The sequence below is a fragment of the Brasilonema sp. UFV-L1 genome, assembly GCF_012912105.1.
Taxonomy (GTDB): Bacteria; Cyanobacteriota; Cyanobacteriia; order Cyanobacteriales; family Nostocaceae; genus Brasilonema.
Genome location: NZ_QMEA01000073.1, coordinates 23,030 through 39,111, shown reverse-complemented (window position 1 = coordinate 39,111; position 16,082 = coordinate 23,030). Strand labels below are relative to the sequence as shown.

Here is a 16,082-nt window from a genome sequence, read left to right as displayed (position 1 = left end):
GAGTGGAGGGAGTGGGGGGGAGTAAAATTAATGTACATTCACTGTTTTTCTCTCCTATCTTCCCCTACTTCCCCATCTTTTCTGCTCTCCTCAGGATCTAGTATTAGCTGCGATCGTCACTTCTTTGACTGTCCCCGGTTTTCCTAATTGCTTGGCTTGTTGCTTGTTGACGCTTACCAAAACGCCACCAGCATTACCTGCTCTGACAGTCAGTTGTCCTTGAGCGATCCAAGTGCGTTGCGTTCCTTGTGGGAGTTCACCCTCGTACTGGACTTTCCCATCGGCTACTACTTTCATCCAAGATTTTTCTTTCAAAGTTACAACAATTTGTACCTGCTGTGGTTCTATAGTGGTGTCAGGTAATTTGTTGACAGCTTGGACAAGTTGTGCATTTTGATTTTGAGTAACTTGTGGTTCGATAGGCTCTTTTTGTGCTTTCTGGTTATCTTGGCTATGACTTGCTTTTAATGTCGCTGTGTTCAGTAATTCAGACAAGCCACAAACAGAGCAAAAAATTAAAAACACGTACAGCACATAAAGATGAGTAGGGCGTAATTGACTTGTTGATTTCATTTTCCCGCCTGACTTTTGGCTTACGCTGTTCATCTGTGTGGGAAAGGTGCGGGAAAATTCTGTACCATTTAACCCTATTGCGTCAGCAAATTGCCGTATCAAACCCTGAGTGTAAACTGGCTCTGGCAGTTCCGTTAAATCACCTTCTTCTATCGCCTGTAAGAGTCGTGGGGAAATTTTGGTCAAAATTGCCACTTTCTCTAGCGATAAATCCTGTTCCAAGCGTAACGTCCTGAGTTGAGCACCCATAGAGGCTATAACTTCGGTTCTTTGTTGCTCGAATGAAGGTATTGACTCATGCTTGTCTTTCCTTCTTAGCCACGTGATCATATTGTGATACACTCCTTAACCCCACTGAATCATTAATAGGAAACTGCTGCAATTGCTTTTTTTAAAAAACGAATTTCAAATTCCTCTAGATGACGATACTCACCTTTAGCCAAGTAGCCTTTTCCTGGCGTTTGTAATTGAATAGAACCTATAGCAGTGCGATGTAGTTCAATGACTGGGTATCCCAATTGTTGGGCGATACGGCGAATCTGACGATTTCTCCCCTCCTTTAAAATAATTTCTAAACAGCAAGAAGAAGCAAGCTTTTCTATGACTTGCACTTGTGTTGGTTGTGTTTTTCTCCCCTCCAAAACCACACCCTGACGCCATATCTGTAGTACTTCTTGTGAAGGATGTCCTTTGACCAAAACACGATACGTTTTAGGGATACTATGACTGGGATGGGTTAAACCAAAAGTGAGTTCTCCATCGTTGGTAAGTATCAATGCTCCTGTAGAGTCTATATCTAAACGACCCACTGGGTGAATACCTTGACCGGAACTTATTTGTTTAGGTAGTAAGTCTAATACTGTAGGTCTTCCTTGAGGGTCTTCACAAGTAGTCACCACTCCAACTGGTTTGTGCAGTAACAGATAAATCAGCTTCGGGCGCTGTACAATAGACACTTGCTTTCCATCAACCGTGATAGTATCTGTTTGAGGATCAGCCTTTTGACCCAAACGTGCCAATTCACCATTGATAAGCACGCGTGACTGCTTAATCATTTCTTCAGCTTCACGACGTGAGGCTATACCCCATTGAGATAGAATTTTTTGTAACCGTGCCTGCATGTGGAAATTACTGATGATTGCTCAGAATAATAGGCAAATAATTATGTTTACATTCTGTCATTATTCGCAATAAATGCTACAGTAATATCCCGTAAATGTTCTTGGTAGTTGTTAATTTGGATAACCATAAGCAAACCGGTTAGATGCAAGAGTCCCATTTAAATTCAAAAAAATCACACAAGACAGGTATTATCACAAACGTGCTGACAGCAGCACTAAAGCTGTGGTTGAAAACCCAAGTCAGCCAAGTCTCTCAATTGGACGTAGAAATCAGAGCCAGCGATCGCCAAATTCTCTCTGGTTGCATCCCTTGGATATCTGTTTTTGGCACTCATCCTGTTTATCAAGGTCTCCATATTACACAAATTCAACTAGTAGCAGAAAATATTCGTATTAACATTGGAGCAGTACTTAAAGGACAACCACTACAACTGTTAGAAAAAGTACCAGTAGTTGGCGAACTCATTCAATCAGAGGAGGATCTCAATTCCTCAATTTCATCTGCTTTATTATCAACTGCTCTACATGACGTTCTGGTTGAACTTTTACCAAAAGAGTACCTCAAGTTCAAGTCAATAGCTTGGAAAAAAATTAATCTCGACCAAAGTCAAGCAACACTTTTCGCAGTTTTAGCAGACGAATTAGCAGACGAAAGCAAGCCCACTCATTTAAATATTAGTATGACTCCTGATTTACTGAGCACACAGGAGTTGCAACTCTCATCAATCCAAGTAAAAACTCATACGGGAACCTTACTTGAAGATAGCCACAAAGAACTTTATTTCAATCTGGGACCGGATGTTGATATTCAAGAACTAACCGTATCTTGTGGAAAGTTGTTATGTCGCGGAAGAATTAACGTCAACCCGTGATCATGAAAAATCAAAAAAGTAAATCAGTTAAATTTTTATGATTATAAATTTAGCCAAAAAATTTTAGCGACAAATTAGCCACAAAACTTTTTGGTGAATCTGAGTACAGTCTTTCCCCGTTTCATAACACTGTGGTTTGTGGTTAATAAACCACACCTTAGCCAACAATCGTTACGAAGTTGTGCAATTCTGTACTCAGTAGAACACAGGAGATTTTTTATGATAGTTTAGTCAGCTCTTACATATGACAAGCTGTAGGATGATTTTCATCAAAGCGTGAGGTCATTAGCTGTTCGTCTAAGAACCACAAACGCTTGTCTATCACCCGAGAAATTTCTGCGTACAAGTACGCTGTTTCTGCATCCCCTAAAATAGCAGTGCGGTCAATATTCTCCCACAGCAGAGAGCCATAGATGGATAGACGCTCTGCTAGGGATGCTAAGTGTTCTTGACGTTCTGTAATATGAAAGGGATATTCAGGTAAGACTGAATTTTTGACAGCAGCCCGAGCTGTTCCTCTGGCTAAGCCACCAAGAGTTGTGACTCTCTGGGCAAGTAAATCAATGTACATCTCCAGTTCCATGGCAATTTCATGAAACAGTTCCTGTAAAGGATGAATGTTGATGCTTTTCACATTCCAACACGCCTGCTTGACCTGAGTTTTTAGATCAACAGTCGTTGCAAGCGTTTGATTGAGAATATCAATCAGTTGCGCTTGAACTTCTAAGGTTGTACTATGACGATTAGTCTCAGGGCGAGTATAGGGAGGCTTGCAATTATCGCTCATACGCTCTCCTTAAATTTACACAGATAAGAAAAGGACGTAGTGGTAGAACGCCCAGCAAGCACTTTTTTGCAAACGTCTGTTTGGAGATGCACCGCAATACTCATCACTGCAATACTCATAACTCTAATTCGATTTATCCTTACCCCTTGAACTTAGCAAGACAACTTCTGTGCGCCACAAGAAGAAATGCTGGGTAAAAGGGAGGATATTATCCCCAGCTTCCTTTACCGCAAGAGTTCTTAACTGAACAATCTTGCTGAATTTGAGCGGCAAGAAGAAATGAGTTGTGTATTTCCAAGGGGAGGTATTAAGAGAGTTTGCTGGATCGAACACCACTAGCCGAAATTAATAGGGACATTGGTTTTTATTTAAAGGTATATGAAACCCTGATTCCTGTTGTCTAGAGGATTCTTGCTCTTTTGTAACATTTTTGCTATTTTCTTGTACGAATTTCTTTGGGTGTGACTCCCAATATCCGTTTGAAGTGACGTGTGAATTGACTTTGATCAGCAAAACCAACCTGTGAAGCCACCTCAGAAATTTTTAGTTGACTTTGTAAAAGTAGTATCTTGGCACGTTCAATCCGGGTTTGCATGACATATTGGTAGGGAGCAAGTCCTGTAGACTGCTTGAACAGACGAGCAAAATGGTACTGACTCATGCTGACTTCTTGTGCCATAGCTCCAAGCAGTAAATTATCTGCCAAATTGTCGATAATAAATTCAATGACTCGCTGTAACTTGTATTTCGGCAATCCTCCTTGATATTCGCAAAGCACACGCTTTGGTGCAGAGTAATGCTGTAACAGGTGAGCTGATAGCGCTGTTGCCATTGATTCAGCGTAAAGGCGACTAGCCGCTCCATCTGATTCCAATGCTGTCTTCAGAGCAAGCCCAATTTGATAAATTAATGGGTCAGGTTTGGAAAAGTGTGGTATTATACCCAAAGCATCTTGATTGATTGACTCACCCGCAACATTTGACACAAACTCAGAAGGTAAGCATAAAGCTATAAATTCCGACTTTTGAGAAGAACATACCTTGTGGGTGACTTGAGGAGGAATGACCACCACATCACCTGGCATGCAGTTCTCACTTTTGTGGCGATCGCCTAACCATCGCTCCAGCCTTGACTGACTGCGCAGACGAATCGCAAGTGTGTAATGTGACGCGTAATGTTCGGGGCTTTCATACTCTGGTTGAAGGTGATACTCCAGATACAGGTTCTCCCATCCAGCGTCATGGCTAGATAGAAGAGGTTTTCTAGGAAGTACAGGCTTGCGAGCTTCTACTCTAGTCACATCAATGGCTAAAGCTTTTTCTTGTAACATTGATTTCACCTCGTCTGCTAGGCATTTACCCTTAATCCAGCCAAAAACCTGTTGGTTATGGCTTGTAGTGGCTTGATGTCGGTAAACCTAACTTCCTGGGCGACGATCACTGAGTAAGCCTTACTTGTAGAAGTAACGCTTACATAGAAACACAATTTTGAGCAGCGATTGTGCGCGTATATCTTGCATACATTTTCGTTGAGACTGTCAGTAGTCGTCTGTCATGACAAACGACTACTGACTTATAACTAGAAAATTCGCAATTTTAATGCATCAGAGCTGACAAACAAAATTGCAACCGTTTTTTCCTAAAGGCGAGATAACGGCAATGATTTCCGTTGCTAAGGAATTTAGCCCAAGGTTAGATACCGAAAGATCTTGTTGCTTTTAGTAGCAATTACTTTTACTTTTACCATAAAGTATTAACAATAAGTTAAAGAAAATATTATAGATACTAATCAAAATATAAATATCTTTACAAAGAAAGTAGACATGGAAAATGATGAATAAGAGTAAAGTCTCTGCTTTATGATTCATCATTATTTATACTCAAAATTTGTTAAGTAACAAATTTTAGATTATTTTGCTCTGGCTGAAAGTGGAAAGCAAGTCTGCGACTACAACTCTGTTAACTTTGAATGGACAAATTGACAAGTTGAAGTGGGACAATATACACAAAAATACAAGAAGCACAAGGAAGAAATCATTAAAAATAATTCCTTCAAGTCAACCTTGAGGAGCAGGATTGTGAATTCTGCAAAACCGTTAGTTTTGGTAAATTTCAGGGAAATATAGCAACGTACTTCTCTTAATTGTCGGTCAGCTAAGGCAGGAGCCAAGAAGCCAAAACCAGCAAATCGCTTCAATGACAAAGCACACGACTGAAAAGTTCTGAGAGGTTATCTTGTTAGCTTTTCCAATTGCGAGGAATATACTGTGAAACAGCTTCACGCTAGTGCTAGTAGTTTTGTATTAAATGCCGCTGCAATGGTTGTTTTAGCGGCTCAACCAACATGGGCGCAACAGACTACTCAAATTACTGGAGTGCAGCTAAGTCTAGTTGATCGTGGGATTAACGTCATATTGGAAACTGCTTCAGGTTCGCGCCCACAAATTTTTACGACAAAAAAAAGTAACATTTTAGTCACAAGTATTACTAACACTCAATTACGTTTACCGAAAGGAAATCGTTTCCACCAAGATAATCCTGCTCCAGGAATTGCCTCAGTGACAATTCATCAACTTGATACTGATAGTATTCAGGTGATAGTCATTGGAACCAACAGCAGTCTCAACAATCAACCTGTGGTGCAACAGCAAAACAAAATAGTTCTTGGCTTTAGCCTAACAAAGGAAACACAAGTGAGGGCGACTACACCGCAAGCAGTACCAATACAAACTGCGCCCCCTATTTCTGACTCATCTCAAACAAGTCAAAAGCCAGACGTTTTCCTTCCAAAGACACAAATTAGCATTGACAGCACACCTACACAAGCAGCAGAACCAAGCACGTCAACAAACCAAACTCCGCCTATTTTGTCAAAAGCGATTGCACCACCAGTTGGTGATATTGCTATTTCAAATATTGATGCTTCTGCTAGTAACATTGACCTAGGAACTCAAGAACGAGTGTCTCGCCTAGTGTTGCGAGAAGCCCCAGTACGCGAGGTTTTGTTACTGCTTGCTCGTGCAGCAGGTCTTAACCTGGCTTACACAGGAAAACAAACACCAGAACAAGCTTCTCAAGAACAGCAAAATACTACTGGGGGTGACAGTTCCACAATCTCGTTGGATATACAAAACGAGTCAGTTCAAGACGTTTTTAACTATGTCTTGCGCCTGAGTGGTTTGGAAGCGAACCGCAAAGGACGGACAATTTTTGTGGGAGCCAAACTGCCCAATGCCATCCGTGATGTGATTATACGTAGTGTGCGACTCAATCAAGTAACCGTGGGCACAGCACTCAACTTTTTGGTTGCTTTCGGAGCAGAAAGTGCAGTCAGTCGCGAAAGGCAAGTGACTAATGTGACTGCTGTACCTGTGGGTAGCAATACTGTCAACCCGATCACACAAAGTCAGACAACAACAGAAACTAAAATTGAACGCTTAAGTCTTGAGGACTCCAAATACTTAACGCCCATACTTCGAGGTTTACAAGCATTAGGAGACGAGCGCACCAATTCCGTTACTTTAATAGGTTCTCCCAAGCAGGTTGAAACGGCGACATCTCAACTGACTCAGCTTGATATCCGCCGTCGGCAAGTTGTTGTTAACGTCAAAATTATTGATGTTAATTTACAGAACACAAAGAACTTTAACACTAGCTTCTCCTTTGGTATTGGCAACAATTTTTTTACTAATGATGGTGGTGCTGCGATTCTAAATTTTGGTGGTTCTAGACCAGCTCGTAATTTGGAAGTCAGGGAAAGTGTGTCCAGCTCTCCAACAATCCCAAACCCTCTACAAGGCAATCTGCTTAAGTTTCCTAGACGTTTGCTTGTTAGTTTGCAAGCTCAGGTAACAAATGGTAACGCCAAAATTTTGACTGATCCAACTTTAATTGTTCAAGAAGGTCAACAAGCGCAGGTGAACTTAACTCAAGAAGTTGTAGGAAACATCACAGAAAAGACAACCGATACTCTAAGTGGCTCTAGAACAGAAAAAATAATTGATAAACAAAAAGTCGGTTTAACCCTAAATATGAAAATTGAGCGGATTGACGATAACGGCTTTGTCTCTTTATCAGTTGCTCCCTCTGTCCGCGCACCTGCAAGTGAAGAAGAGAGAGGAAATGGAAAAATTATTTTAGTGTCAGAACGCTCACTTCAGTCTGGTTTGATTCGCTTACGAGATGGTCAAACTTTAATTCTGAGTGGTATTATTCAAGACTCTGACCGCGTAAGCGTAACGAAGATTCCTATCTTGGGTGATATTCCGCTTCTTGGTTCGCTATTTAGAAGAACAGATAAAACTAACCAGCGTAATGAAGTGATTGTGTTGCTAACGCCTCAGATTCTAGATGATTCAGAGCGCTCCTCTTTTGGGTACAATTACACCCCTAGCTCTGAGGTGCGGCAAATACTAGAACGTGGTGGTGGTTTACAGGTGCCGAAGCGTTAAGTTGATCGGAAATGGGGAGGTGGGGAGGTGGGGAACAGAAGCTTTCACTAAGTATTTTTCCCTAGTAAAGAGATGGTTTTTAGTGAAACAATTGCCCAATTTTCACAAAAAATCCTGAAATCTATATAAATTAATGGTTTCATCTGTTCACTTCTGGCTAGGACACTTTAGAATGATTCATTGAAAAGTCGATTCTACAGGAATTACAGCCTTTTTGAGCATAAATACTCATTACAGACGACTTTTGTAAATCTCTGAACAGAGATTTCAGTAAGGATGCATCTAGGGAGCATCTATACACAATCTCAAGTAAACCTCAAGGAGTTTGACATGAATAAAGGTGAATTAGTTGATGCAGTATCTGAAAAAGCAAGTGTTACCAAAAAGCAAGCAGATGCCGTCTTAACTGCGGCTTTGGAAACCATTATCGAAGCAGTTTCCTCTGGCGATAAAGTCACATTGGTCGGATTTGGATCATTTGAGTCACGGGAACGTAAAGCCCGTGAAGGTCGTAATCCCAAAACCAATGAGAAAATGGAAATTCCAGCAACAAAGGTTCCTGCCTTCTCTGCTGGAAAACTCTTCAGAGAAAGGGTTGCACCCCCAAAATCTTAGGTTCTCTTCTAGGTCACTCTTTTTCTATGCGGCAACCAGCACACGGGGGAAATCTTGCCTGGGCAGCAGCACTAGCTGGCTGTCCCCCAAGTGCTATTTTGGATTTTTCTGCAAGCATTAGCCCTTTGGGACCGCCAAAAAGTGCGATCGCGGCAATTGAGTCCCAATTGGGTCATCTCAAGCATTATCCAGACCCTGATTATTGTGAACTGAGACTTGCTCTCAGTCACTTTCATCAACTACCCCCTGAATGGATTTTGCCAGGTAACGGTTCAGCAGAATTACTTTCTCTGGCAGGTCGGGAATTAGCACAGTTAGCCGCAACAGTTCTGACAACTCCAGCCTTTGGCGACTATTACAGGGCGCTGACGGCATATCATGCTAAGGTACTGGAGTTTTCCTTGTCATTAGTCATGAGTGATTTGTCAATGGTTTTTGACAAAAGACAAAACACTCTCACGAATATGCCAATTTCCTATGGAGGGAAGAAATCCCCCTATGTCCCTTTGGAACACGCTTACGCCCACAGGATTGGTCCCACAAAGGACAAAGGACTATTACTGAATAACCCCCACAACCCAACGGGAGCGTTATTTTCACGAGAAGCCATTCTGCCATACCTCAAAGAATTTGCTTTGGTGGTGGTGGATGAAGCTTTCATGGATTTTCTGCCCCCAGAGGAGGAACAAAGCCTGATACAAGTCGTGCAGGAATATCCAAACTTAGTCATTTTGCGATCGCTAACCAAGTTCTACAGTTTGCCTGGTTTGCGACTAGGATATGCGATCGCCCATCCTGATCGTTTGCGATGCTGGCAGTCGTGGCGCGATCCTTGGCCCGTAAATACCCTGGCAGCAGCAGCAGCCGTCGCTGTCCTCCAGGACAAAGAGTTTCAGGAGCAGACTTGGGCATGGCTACCACCAGCACGAAACCAACTCTTCGATGGTTTAGCCTCTAAACCCGGATTACAACCCTTGCGAGGTGCTGCTAATTTTTTACTCGTTGAATCACAGCAATCGAGTTTAGAGTTGCAGCAAAAATTACTCAAGCATCACCAGATTTTCATTCGTGATTGTCTGAGTTTTCCTGAACTTGGCGACAGATATTTTCGGATAGCTGTACGCTCTTTGTCAGATAACCAACGTTTACTAGAAGCAATATCATTGTCATTAGTTACTAGTCACTAGTCATCAAGGACGAAGGACAAATGACATAGAACCTATAACTGTATCGCAGGCATACAGCTTCGGGTTAGCGTAGGACAATTGACAAAAAACCAAGGACAAATAACGTGACTATTGACTACGATGTCGTGATTATTGGTGGCAGTTTAGCAGGACGCTACGCTGCCCTTAGTGCTTCTAAACTAAAAGCCAAAGTTGCCTTAGTAGAACCAATCACAAACGGTGCGTCTAACTTTGTTAACGCACCTTATGATTTTATTTATCACCACGTTCTCAACCACACTACTCATTTGAGCAAGCAACTAAATCATGCACAAGGACTTGGGCTTTTTACTTCATGTGTTGAGACTTCAGAAAAATGCGATCTATCCGTAAAAACTCCTGAAGCAATGCTGTATGCTCACAGCATTGTTTCCAATCTCCAAGAACAGGATTCACTTGCCATTCTCGCGGCTCAAGGAGTGGATGTCATCGTCAGTCATGGTCAATTTCAATCATCACCCCATTTGTCATTTGCTGTAGATGCTCGCGTACTACGCGCACGCACTTATTTGCTTGCAATGGGTTCTCGTCCGCTCATTCCAGAAATTGAAGGATTACAAAGAACTGGCTTTATCACCATACCTCAGATATGGCAAGTCTTAAGCAGTTCTACACCTCCAAAACAATGGGTGATTCTTGGTGGTGTGCCCCAAAGTATAGAATTAGCCCAAACTCTAGCGCGGTGCGGTTATGATGTCACGTTGGTTGTGGAACGTCGCCATCTTCTTCCTAATATAGATTCAGAAATAGCCCAACTACTTTGTAGTGTCTTAGAAGCAGAAGGTGTACACGTCTTCATCCAAACATCAATCACTCAAGTCAGAAAAATAGACGATAAAAAATGGCTTCAAGTAGGAGATAAGGCAATTGAAACAGATGAAATTGTCGTTGCAATGGCACAACAGCCAAATATTGAATCCTTAAATTTGGCAGCGGTAGATGTTAAATGGAATCAGCATCGTTTACTCGTAAATGACAAACTACAAACGACAAATTCCCGTATCTGGGCTTGTGGTGATGTCATTGGTGGCTTTGAATTCGCTAATATTGCTAATTACGAAGCAAGAATAGCTTTGCAAAATGCGCTCTTTTTCCCTAAATTGAAAGTTAATTATCGGCATATTCCTTGGGCAGTATTTACAAACCCCATGTTTGCTCAAGTCGGTTTAACAGAAGCGCAAGCCAAAAGCCAATACAGTCCTGATGAAGTTATCGTTTTACAGCAGTTTTTTAAAACACTTTGTGCCGCACAAATCCAAGACGAAACTACGGGTATCTGTAAACTGATTGTCCTACGCAATGGTGAAATTTTAGGAGCTTCAGTTTTAGGGGGACAAGCAATAGAGTTGATTAATGTCATTGCTTTGGCGATCGCCCAAACAATTAAAATCAATGGCTTAGGTCATTTAGCTCCTTTGTGTCCTAGTTTTTCAGAGATTTTTGAGAAAATTGTACAAGATTGGAAACAACAAAAGTTGAATAGCAATACTGCTTGGCAAGACTTTCTGGAAAGCTTTTTTCACTGGCGACGAAATTGGAATTTATGAACTTTTATTGCTAATCTATTTTTTTAAGTAGTTTAAGAATTTTAGATTTTGGATTACCCTAAAAAGCTTGTATTTTCAGAAATTTCTATATAGCAGTCGTATTTGATTTGTGAGAGATGAACCGCACCAGGACAACACAGGACACAGAGGAAGGAAATGAGAATCTCACAACTGATGAGCAGATTGTTATATTGGTAGTGAGTCTCCCCAAGAACCGTCACTCGCTAGTCCCTAAGGGGGCGCTGCGCAAACGCTGCCTACGGCACGCTACGCTAACAAATTCAAAATTCGCTGCCTGCCGCAGGCAGCTAACTTTGAATTCAAAAAAGGTCAAAGTATTATGTCATACAGGTTTGAGGAATCTCAAAATTGCTTTTCAAGTGGTGCATCGACACCACTCGCCAAATCGCACCAAACCCTATATTTTTTGTTGAGTGGTGTCGATTACTTGTCGGGCAAGGGTTTGAGGTATGTATGTTGCTCAATTTTGCACAAGATATATAATGTTTTTGAGAGTGGTGTCGATTTGGCGGCTAAAACCTTTACTGGGTAAGGGCTGCTAGACGAACTCCCTACCGATTGGGTGAAATCGGATTAGTTGGAAACGATATGGTTTTTAACTCCTCTAGCCTTTGGCTAGGACCCTACCGATTGGGTGAAATCGGATTAGTTGGAAACAAAAAAAGAGCGAAAGCAAGTGGTACTGACATAGCCCTACCGATTGGGTGAAATCGGATTAGTTGGAAACGGTCAGTAGTACCTTCAGCCCCGGTGGTTTCCGTATTCCCTACCGATTGGGTGAAATCGGATTAGTTGGAAACTAGACCAGTGGTGACCATACTCTTCACGAATATAGGCTACCCCTACCGATTGGGTGAAATCGGATTAGTTGGAAACAGTCCTGGGCAAAAGATTGCCTGAGAACCCTAAACCCTACCGATTGGGTGAAATCGGATTAGTTGGAAACGTCGTAAGGCAGCTGACACCAAATAAAACTTGCCCCCTACCGATTGGGTGAAATCGGATTAGTTGGAAACACTGTTAAAGGTAGCTACAAGTACAAATCCCAACCCTACCGATTGGGTGAAATCGGATTAGTTGGAAACCACATCTAAACCAAAACCCAAGCCAACAGCACCTCCAACCCTACCGATTGGGTGAAATCGGATTAGTTGGAAACAAGGTAAACTAGTTCTCTAGCTTCCTCTAAAGTCAGCCCTACCGATTGGGTGAAATCGGATTAGTTGGAAACTCTTGCACACCGTAGTGTTGCTCGCTTCCATTTGAATCCCTACCGATTGGGTGAAATCGGATTAGTTGGAAACCTGCAGCTGAAAAACCTCAAGAGTCATACCAGTAGCCCTACCGATTGGGTGAAATCGGATTAGTTGGAAACAAATTTGAAGGTACTCAACTAGCTGACATTTTTGCTCCCCTACCGATTGGGTGAAATCGGATTAGTTGGAAACTTTCTTCACCAGCTTTAGGAGTCTTAGCCTCGCTAGGTTCCCTACCGATTGGGTGAAATCGGATTAGTTGGAAACCATTCTTGTCCTTCTGGTAGCAATCTGCAGCTAGGCCGTACCGATTGGGTGAAATCGGATTAGTTGGAAACTTTTCTTCCACGCGTGGGGAAGTAGTTCCAGGTTCTACCCTACCGATTGGGTGAAATCGGATTAGTTGGAAACTTGATAATATACTCCACTTAAGATTGAACCATCTACTGCCCTACCGATTGGGTGAAATCGGATTAGTTGGAAACGTTGTTGCATCGTATCTGATACTTCAACGGCAAGAGCTCACCCTACCGATTGGGTGAAATCGGATTAGTTGGAAACATTTATTCACAATTCCTGAGAAGTCCGAAATAATGATAGCCCCTACCGATTGGGTGAAATCGGATTAGTTGGAAACACTAATGTAGCTGCGCGGTGAGATGAAACTACGACAGCCCCTACCGATTGGGTGAAATCGGATTAGTTGGAAACTTTTCAGGAGCAACAAAATAATGTAACCCAAGATCTACCCTACCGATTGGGTGAAATCGGATTAGTTGGAAACCCATGAGTTACTCCTTTTTGCGGAATGTTTTTGGTTCAGCCCTACCGATTGGGTGAAATCGGATTAGTTGGAAACCCTGAAATGCAGGATTTTGCTTATACCCTAAATACGCCCTACCGATTGGGTGAAATCGGATTAGTTGGAAACTTTCACAGTTTAATTTCGGTGTGAAATTTTACTCCAAACCCTACCGATTGGGTGAAATCGGATTAGTTGGAAACTATTGATATAGAATGTCCTACTATTGTTACCCTAGTAATCCCTACCGATTGGGTGAAATCGGATTAGTTGGAAACTCGATAACATTATCGACTTGCTCAAGCTGACCTTTAGAGCTCCCTACCGATGAGGTTAAATCGGATTAGTTGGAAACATTTTGACGTTTTTGAGGAGAAGAAGTTTTTTTCTTCCCTACCGATTGGGTGAAATCGGATTAGTTGGAAACAAGAACAAATACTATAGAAGCAGCAGCTAGTTGCCCTACCGATTGGGTGAAATCGGATTAGTTGGAAACTTTAGTGGTTGGATGATGTAAAGAGTATCGTTCTTTACCCCTACCGATTGGGTGAAATCGGATTAGTTGGAAACCTAAAGAAACAAACAGAGTGACTGCAACGGTTGCGACCCTACCGATTGGGTGAAATCGGATTCGTTGGAAACTTTTGCTCTAATTCATATCGTAGACGCTGCCCAGATGAGCCAGTGCTGCGGGCGGGTCTCCCTCCGCAGGCATCTGGCGGTGGGCTTATAGCCCTCGGAGCAGCAACAGTCTAGAATCCCTCGTGCTTCTAGCCGGGGGAGTGTCAAAGCGCGGTAGTATTAGTAGTGATTGCAATATATTAAGGAACTTACAAGAATCATTTACAATTCTTAAAAGTAAAGGTAACAAGTTTTAGAGTAGCCAGCTGCTACCCTGCTTGCTATGCTTCTATATGCATTAAGTCAGGAAATCGCTAGGTTTGCTGCAAAAAACGTGATTTATGCGGCACAAGCTCAACGATATGTCTGGATGGACAGTGATGAACGGCATTTTGCCCATCATGTAAAAAGCAAGAGCAGCAAAAACCACTATTATAAACTGCACGAAACTGTCCTAGCCATTTGACTAATTGATTAGTATGGGTACCAATAAAAGAAGTTCAACTTGCCTAAAATAAGGAGAATAGGGGCTTGGTAATCAATCGCTGGAAACAGGACCTCAAAAATGACCTGATTGCTGGGTTGTTGGTCGTCATTCCCCTGGCAACTACCATTTGGCTTACAATAACAGTTGCAAATTGGGTCATCAACTTTCTTACCCAGATTCCCAAACAACTAAATCCATTTCAGGGAATGCATCCCATTTTAGTCAATCTACTGAATCTGTTGGTGGGACTGATGGTGCCACTACTGAGTATACTCGTGATTGGCTTAATGGCTCGGAATATTGCAGGGCGGTGGTTGCTAGATGTGGGTGAACGGCTGTTGCAGGCAATTCCCTTAGCTGGACAAGTTTACAAAACTCTTAAGCAACTATTAGAAACTCTCTTAAAAGACAGCAACGGCAAGTTTCGCCGTGTTGTTTTAGTAGAATATCCTCGGCGAGGAATGTGGGCGATCGCCTTCGTTACCGGTAACATCAGTAGCGATATCCAGGCTCAGATGTCTCAGCCAGTGTTAAGCGTTTTTATTCCAACAACTCCCAATCCTGCCACTGGATGGTATGCAGTTGTTCCAGAAGAAGAAGCTCTTAATGTGTCATTATCAATTGAAGATGCCTTTAAAATTATAGTTTCTGGTGGCATTGTTGCTCCCAACAACTCCTTACCTCCTTACGTTATCTCCAAAGAGCAAAAACTAGAAATGCCACCCTTGGAAGCAAAGCGGCAGATTCTTCCTTTTGAAGAAACTTAAGTAGTCATTAGTCATGAGTCATTAGTCACCCCCTCCAGGGGAATAGAAAATGATGAGTTCAAAATCCAAAATTGTTTTTTTTGAATGAGCGAATTTTGAATGTGTTAGTAGCGTGCCGTAGGCAGCGAATTTTGAATTGTTTTGTCCCCTCACTCCCTCACTCACTTTTATGCAAGAGCGTAAACCTCGTCAAATTGCTCGTGAATTGGCTCTTTTAAGCCTCAGCCAACTGCCAATTAACCCAAAGAAATTAGAAAAAATACCACAAGAACAACTCGTGTCAAAATTGGTGCTAGCAGCAGTACGTACTCTGCGATCCGAAGTCCAAGATACTTTAGATAATGCTGCAGGCGAACTGCAACGCAGTCATGATCGTCTTCTGACTAGCCAAACACGCGCTACTGACTTGAATACTGCAAGAACAATGCTTAAAGAAGCAGTTGTGTACACGCAAACAGCAATTAATAAGTTAGCTGCGGCTGTTGAATTTCCTGAACTCATTCAACTGGCTAATCAAGATAGAGAAGTCCGCGAGTATGCAAAAGAGATTATCATGACTGTCAATGAAAACCGAAGCACTATAGACGAGCAAATTTCCACTGCCTTGGTAGATTGGCAAGTCACTCGCCTTGCGCACATTGACCGAGATATACTGCGAATTGCTGTGGCAGAAATGAAATATCTTCAAGTTCCCGATAGCGTGGCAATCAATGAAGCTGTAGAGCTCGCTAAACGATACAGTGAAGAAGACAGCCATCGATTTATTAATGGTGTTTTACGCCGAGTAACGGAGCAAAGAAAGATAGCAAGTACTCCTTGAGTTCTCCACACCTTGTCAGTCAAAATGGACTGCGTCCCGCTGCGCTAACAAAATGTGCTGTCTGCGGCACGCTGCTAACACATTCAAAAAGCTTACATCATAAGCTTTTCGTTGATT

Annotated in this window: 10 protein-coding genes, 1 pseudogene and 1 CRISPR repeat array; of the genes and pseudogenes, 7 read left to right on the top strand and 4 right to left on the bottom strand. The window is 42.2% G+C overall.

Going from position 1 to position 16,082, the window contains the following annotated elements:
• Window positions 1-90: 90 nt before the first annotated feature.
• The gene (locus DP117_RS20695; protein WP_169220141.1) at window positions 91-900 is read right to left on the bottom strand and encodes a RodZ domain-containing protein; all 810 of its coding nucleotides are present in this window, start codon (window positions 898-900) and stop codon (window positions 91-93) included.
• Between the two features lie 35 nt (window positions 901-935).
• Entirely contained in the window at window positions 936-1,694 is a 759-nt protein-coding gene (locus tag DP117_RS20690) for a pseudouridine synthase (RefSeq protein WP_169220139.1), read from the bottom strand.
• Window positions 1,695-1,837: 143 nt separating this feature from the next.
• On the opposite strand from DP117_RS20690, the gene DP117_RS20685 reads away from it, so the two are divergent.
• Entirely contained in the window at window positions 1,838-2,566 is a 729-nt protein-coding gene (locus tag DP117_RS20685) for a DUF2993 domain-containing protein (protein ID WP_169220138.1), read from the top strand.
• A 238-nt stretch (window positions 2,567-2,804) separates the two neighbouring features.
• Here the strand turns inward: DP117_RS20685 and dps are convergent, their stop codons facing one another.
• Both dps and DP117_RS20675 read right to left on the bottom strand, forming a co-directional pair.
• Complete coding sequence (gene dps / locus DP117_RS20680; RefSeq protein WP_169220137.1) at window positions 2,805-3,353, bottom strand: DNA starvation/stationary phase protection protein Dps; 549 nt, start codon at window positions 3,351-3,353, stop codon at window positions 2,805-2,807.
• Between the two features lie 433 nt (window positions 3,354-3,786).
• Window positions 3,787-4,683, bottom strand: coding sequence for an AraC family transcriptional regulator (locus tag DP117_RS20675; RefSeq protein ID WP_169220136.1), 897 nt, complete (start codon window positions 4,681-4,683; stop codon window positions 3,787-3,789).
• 936 nt (window positions 4,684-5,619) lie between these two features.
• On the opposite strand from DP117_RS20675, the gene DP117_RS20670 reads away from it, so the two are divergent.
• The 6 genes and pseudogenes from DP117_RS20670 to nusB all read left to right on the top strand — a co-directional run bounded on the left by DP117_RS20670 (window position 5,620) and on the right by nusB (window position 15,965).
• Window positions 5,620-7,803, top strand: a complete 2,184-nt coding sequence (locus DP117_RS20670) for a type IV pilus secretin family protein (RefSeq protein WP_169220135.1) — start codon at window positions 5,620-5,622, stop codon at window positions 7,801-7,803.
• A 330-nt stretch (window positions 7,804-8,133) separates the two neighbouring features.
• Window positions 8,134-8,418 carry an HU family DNA-binding protein gene (locus DP117_RS20665; RefSeq protein WP_169220134.1) on the top strand — a complete coding sequence of 95 codons (285 nt, stop codon included), beginning with the start codon at window positions 8,134-8,136 and terminating at the stop codon, window positions 8,416-8,418.
• Window positions 8,419-8,444: 26 nt separating this feature from the next.
• Window positions 8,445-9,605, top strand: coding sequence for a threonine-phosphate decarboxylase CobD (cobD, locus tag DP117_RS20660; RefSeq protein WP_169220133.1), 1,161 nt, complete (start codon window positions 8,445-8,447; stop codon window positions 9,603-9,605).
• Between the two features lie 104 nt (window positions 9,606-9,709).
• The gene (locus DP117_RS20655) at window positions 9,710-11,191 is read left to right on the top strand and encodes an NAD(P)/FAD-dependent oxidoreductase (protein ID WP_169220132.1); all 1,482 of its coding nucleotides are present in this window, start codon (window positions 9,710-9,712) and stop codon (window positions 11,189-11,191) included.
• Window positions 11,192-11,761: 570 nt separating this feature from the next.
• Window positions 11,762-13,915: a CRISPR direct-repeat array (repeat unit 36 nt; unit sequence CCCTACCGATTGGGTGAAATCGGATTAGTTGGAAAC).
• 455 nt (window positions 13,916-14,370) lie between these two features.
• A pseudogene (locus DP117_RS20650) lies at window positions 14,371-15,145 on the top strand (DUF502 domain-containing protein).
• A gap of 169 nt (window positions 15,146-15,314) precedes the next feature.
• Window positions 15,315-15,965 (top strand): transcription antitermination factor NusB, encoded by a 651-nt coding sequence (gene nusB / locus DP117_RS20645; protein ID WP_169220130.1) that lies wholly within the window; start codon window positions 15,315-15,317, stop codon window positions 15,963-15,965.
• Window positions 15,966-16,082: the final 117 nt, after the last annotated feature.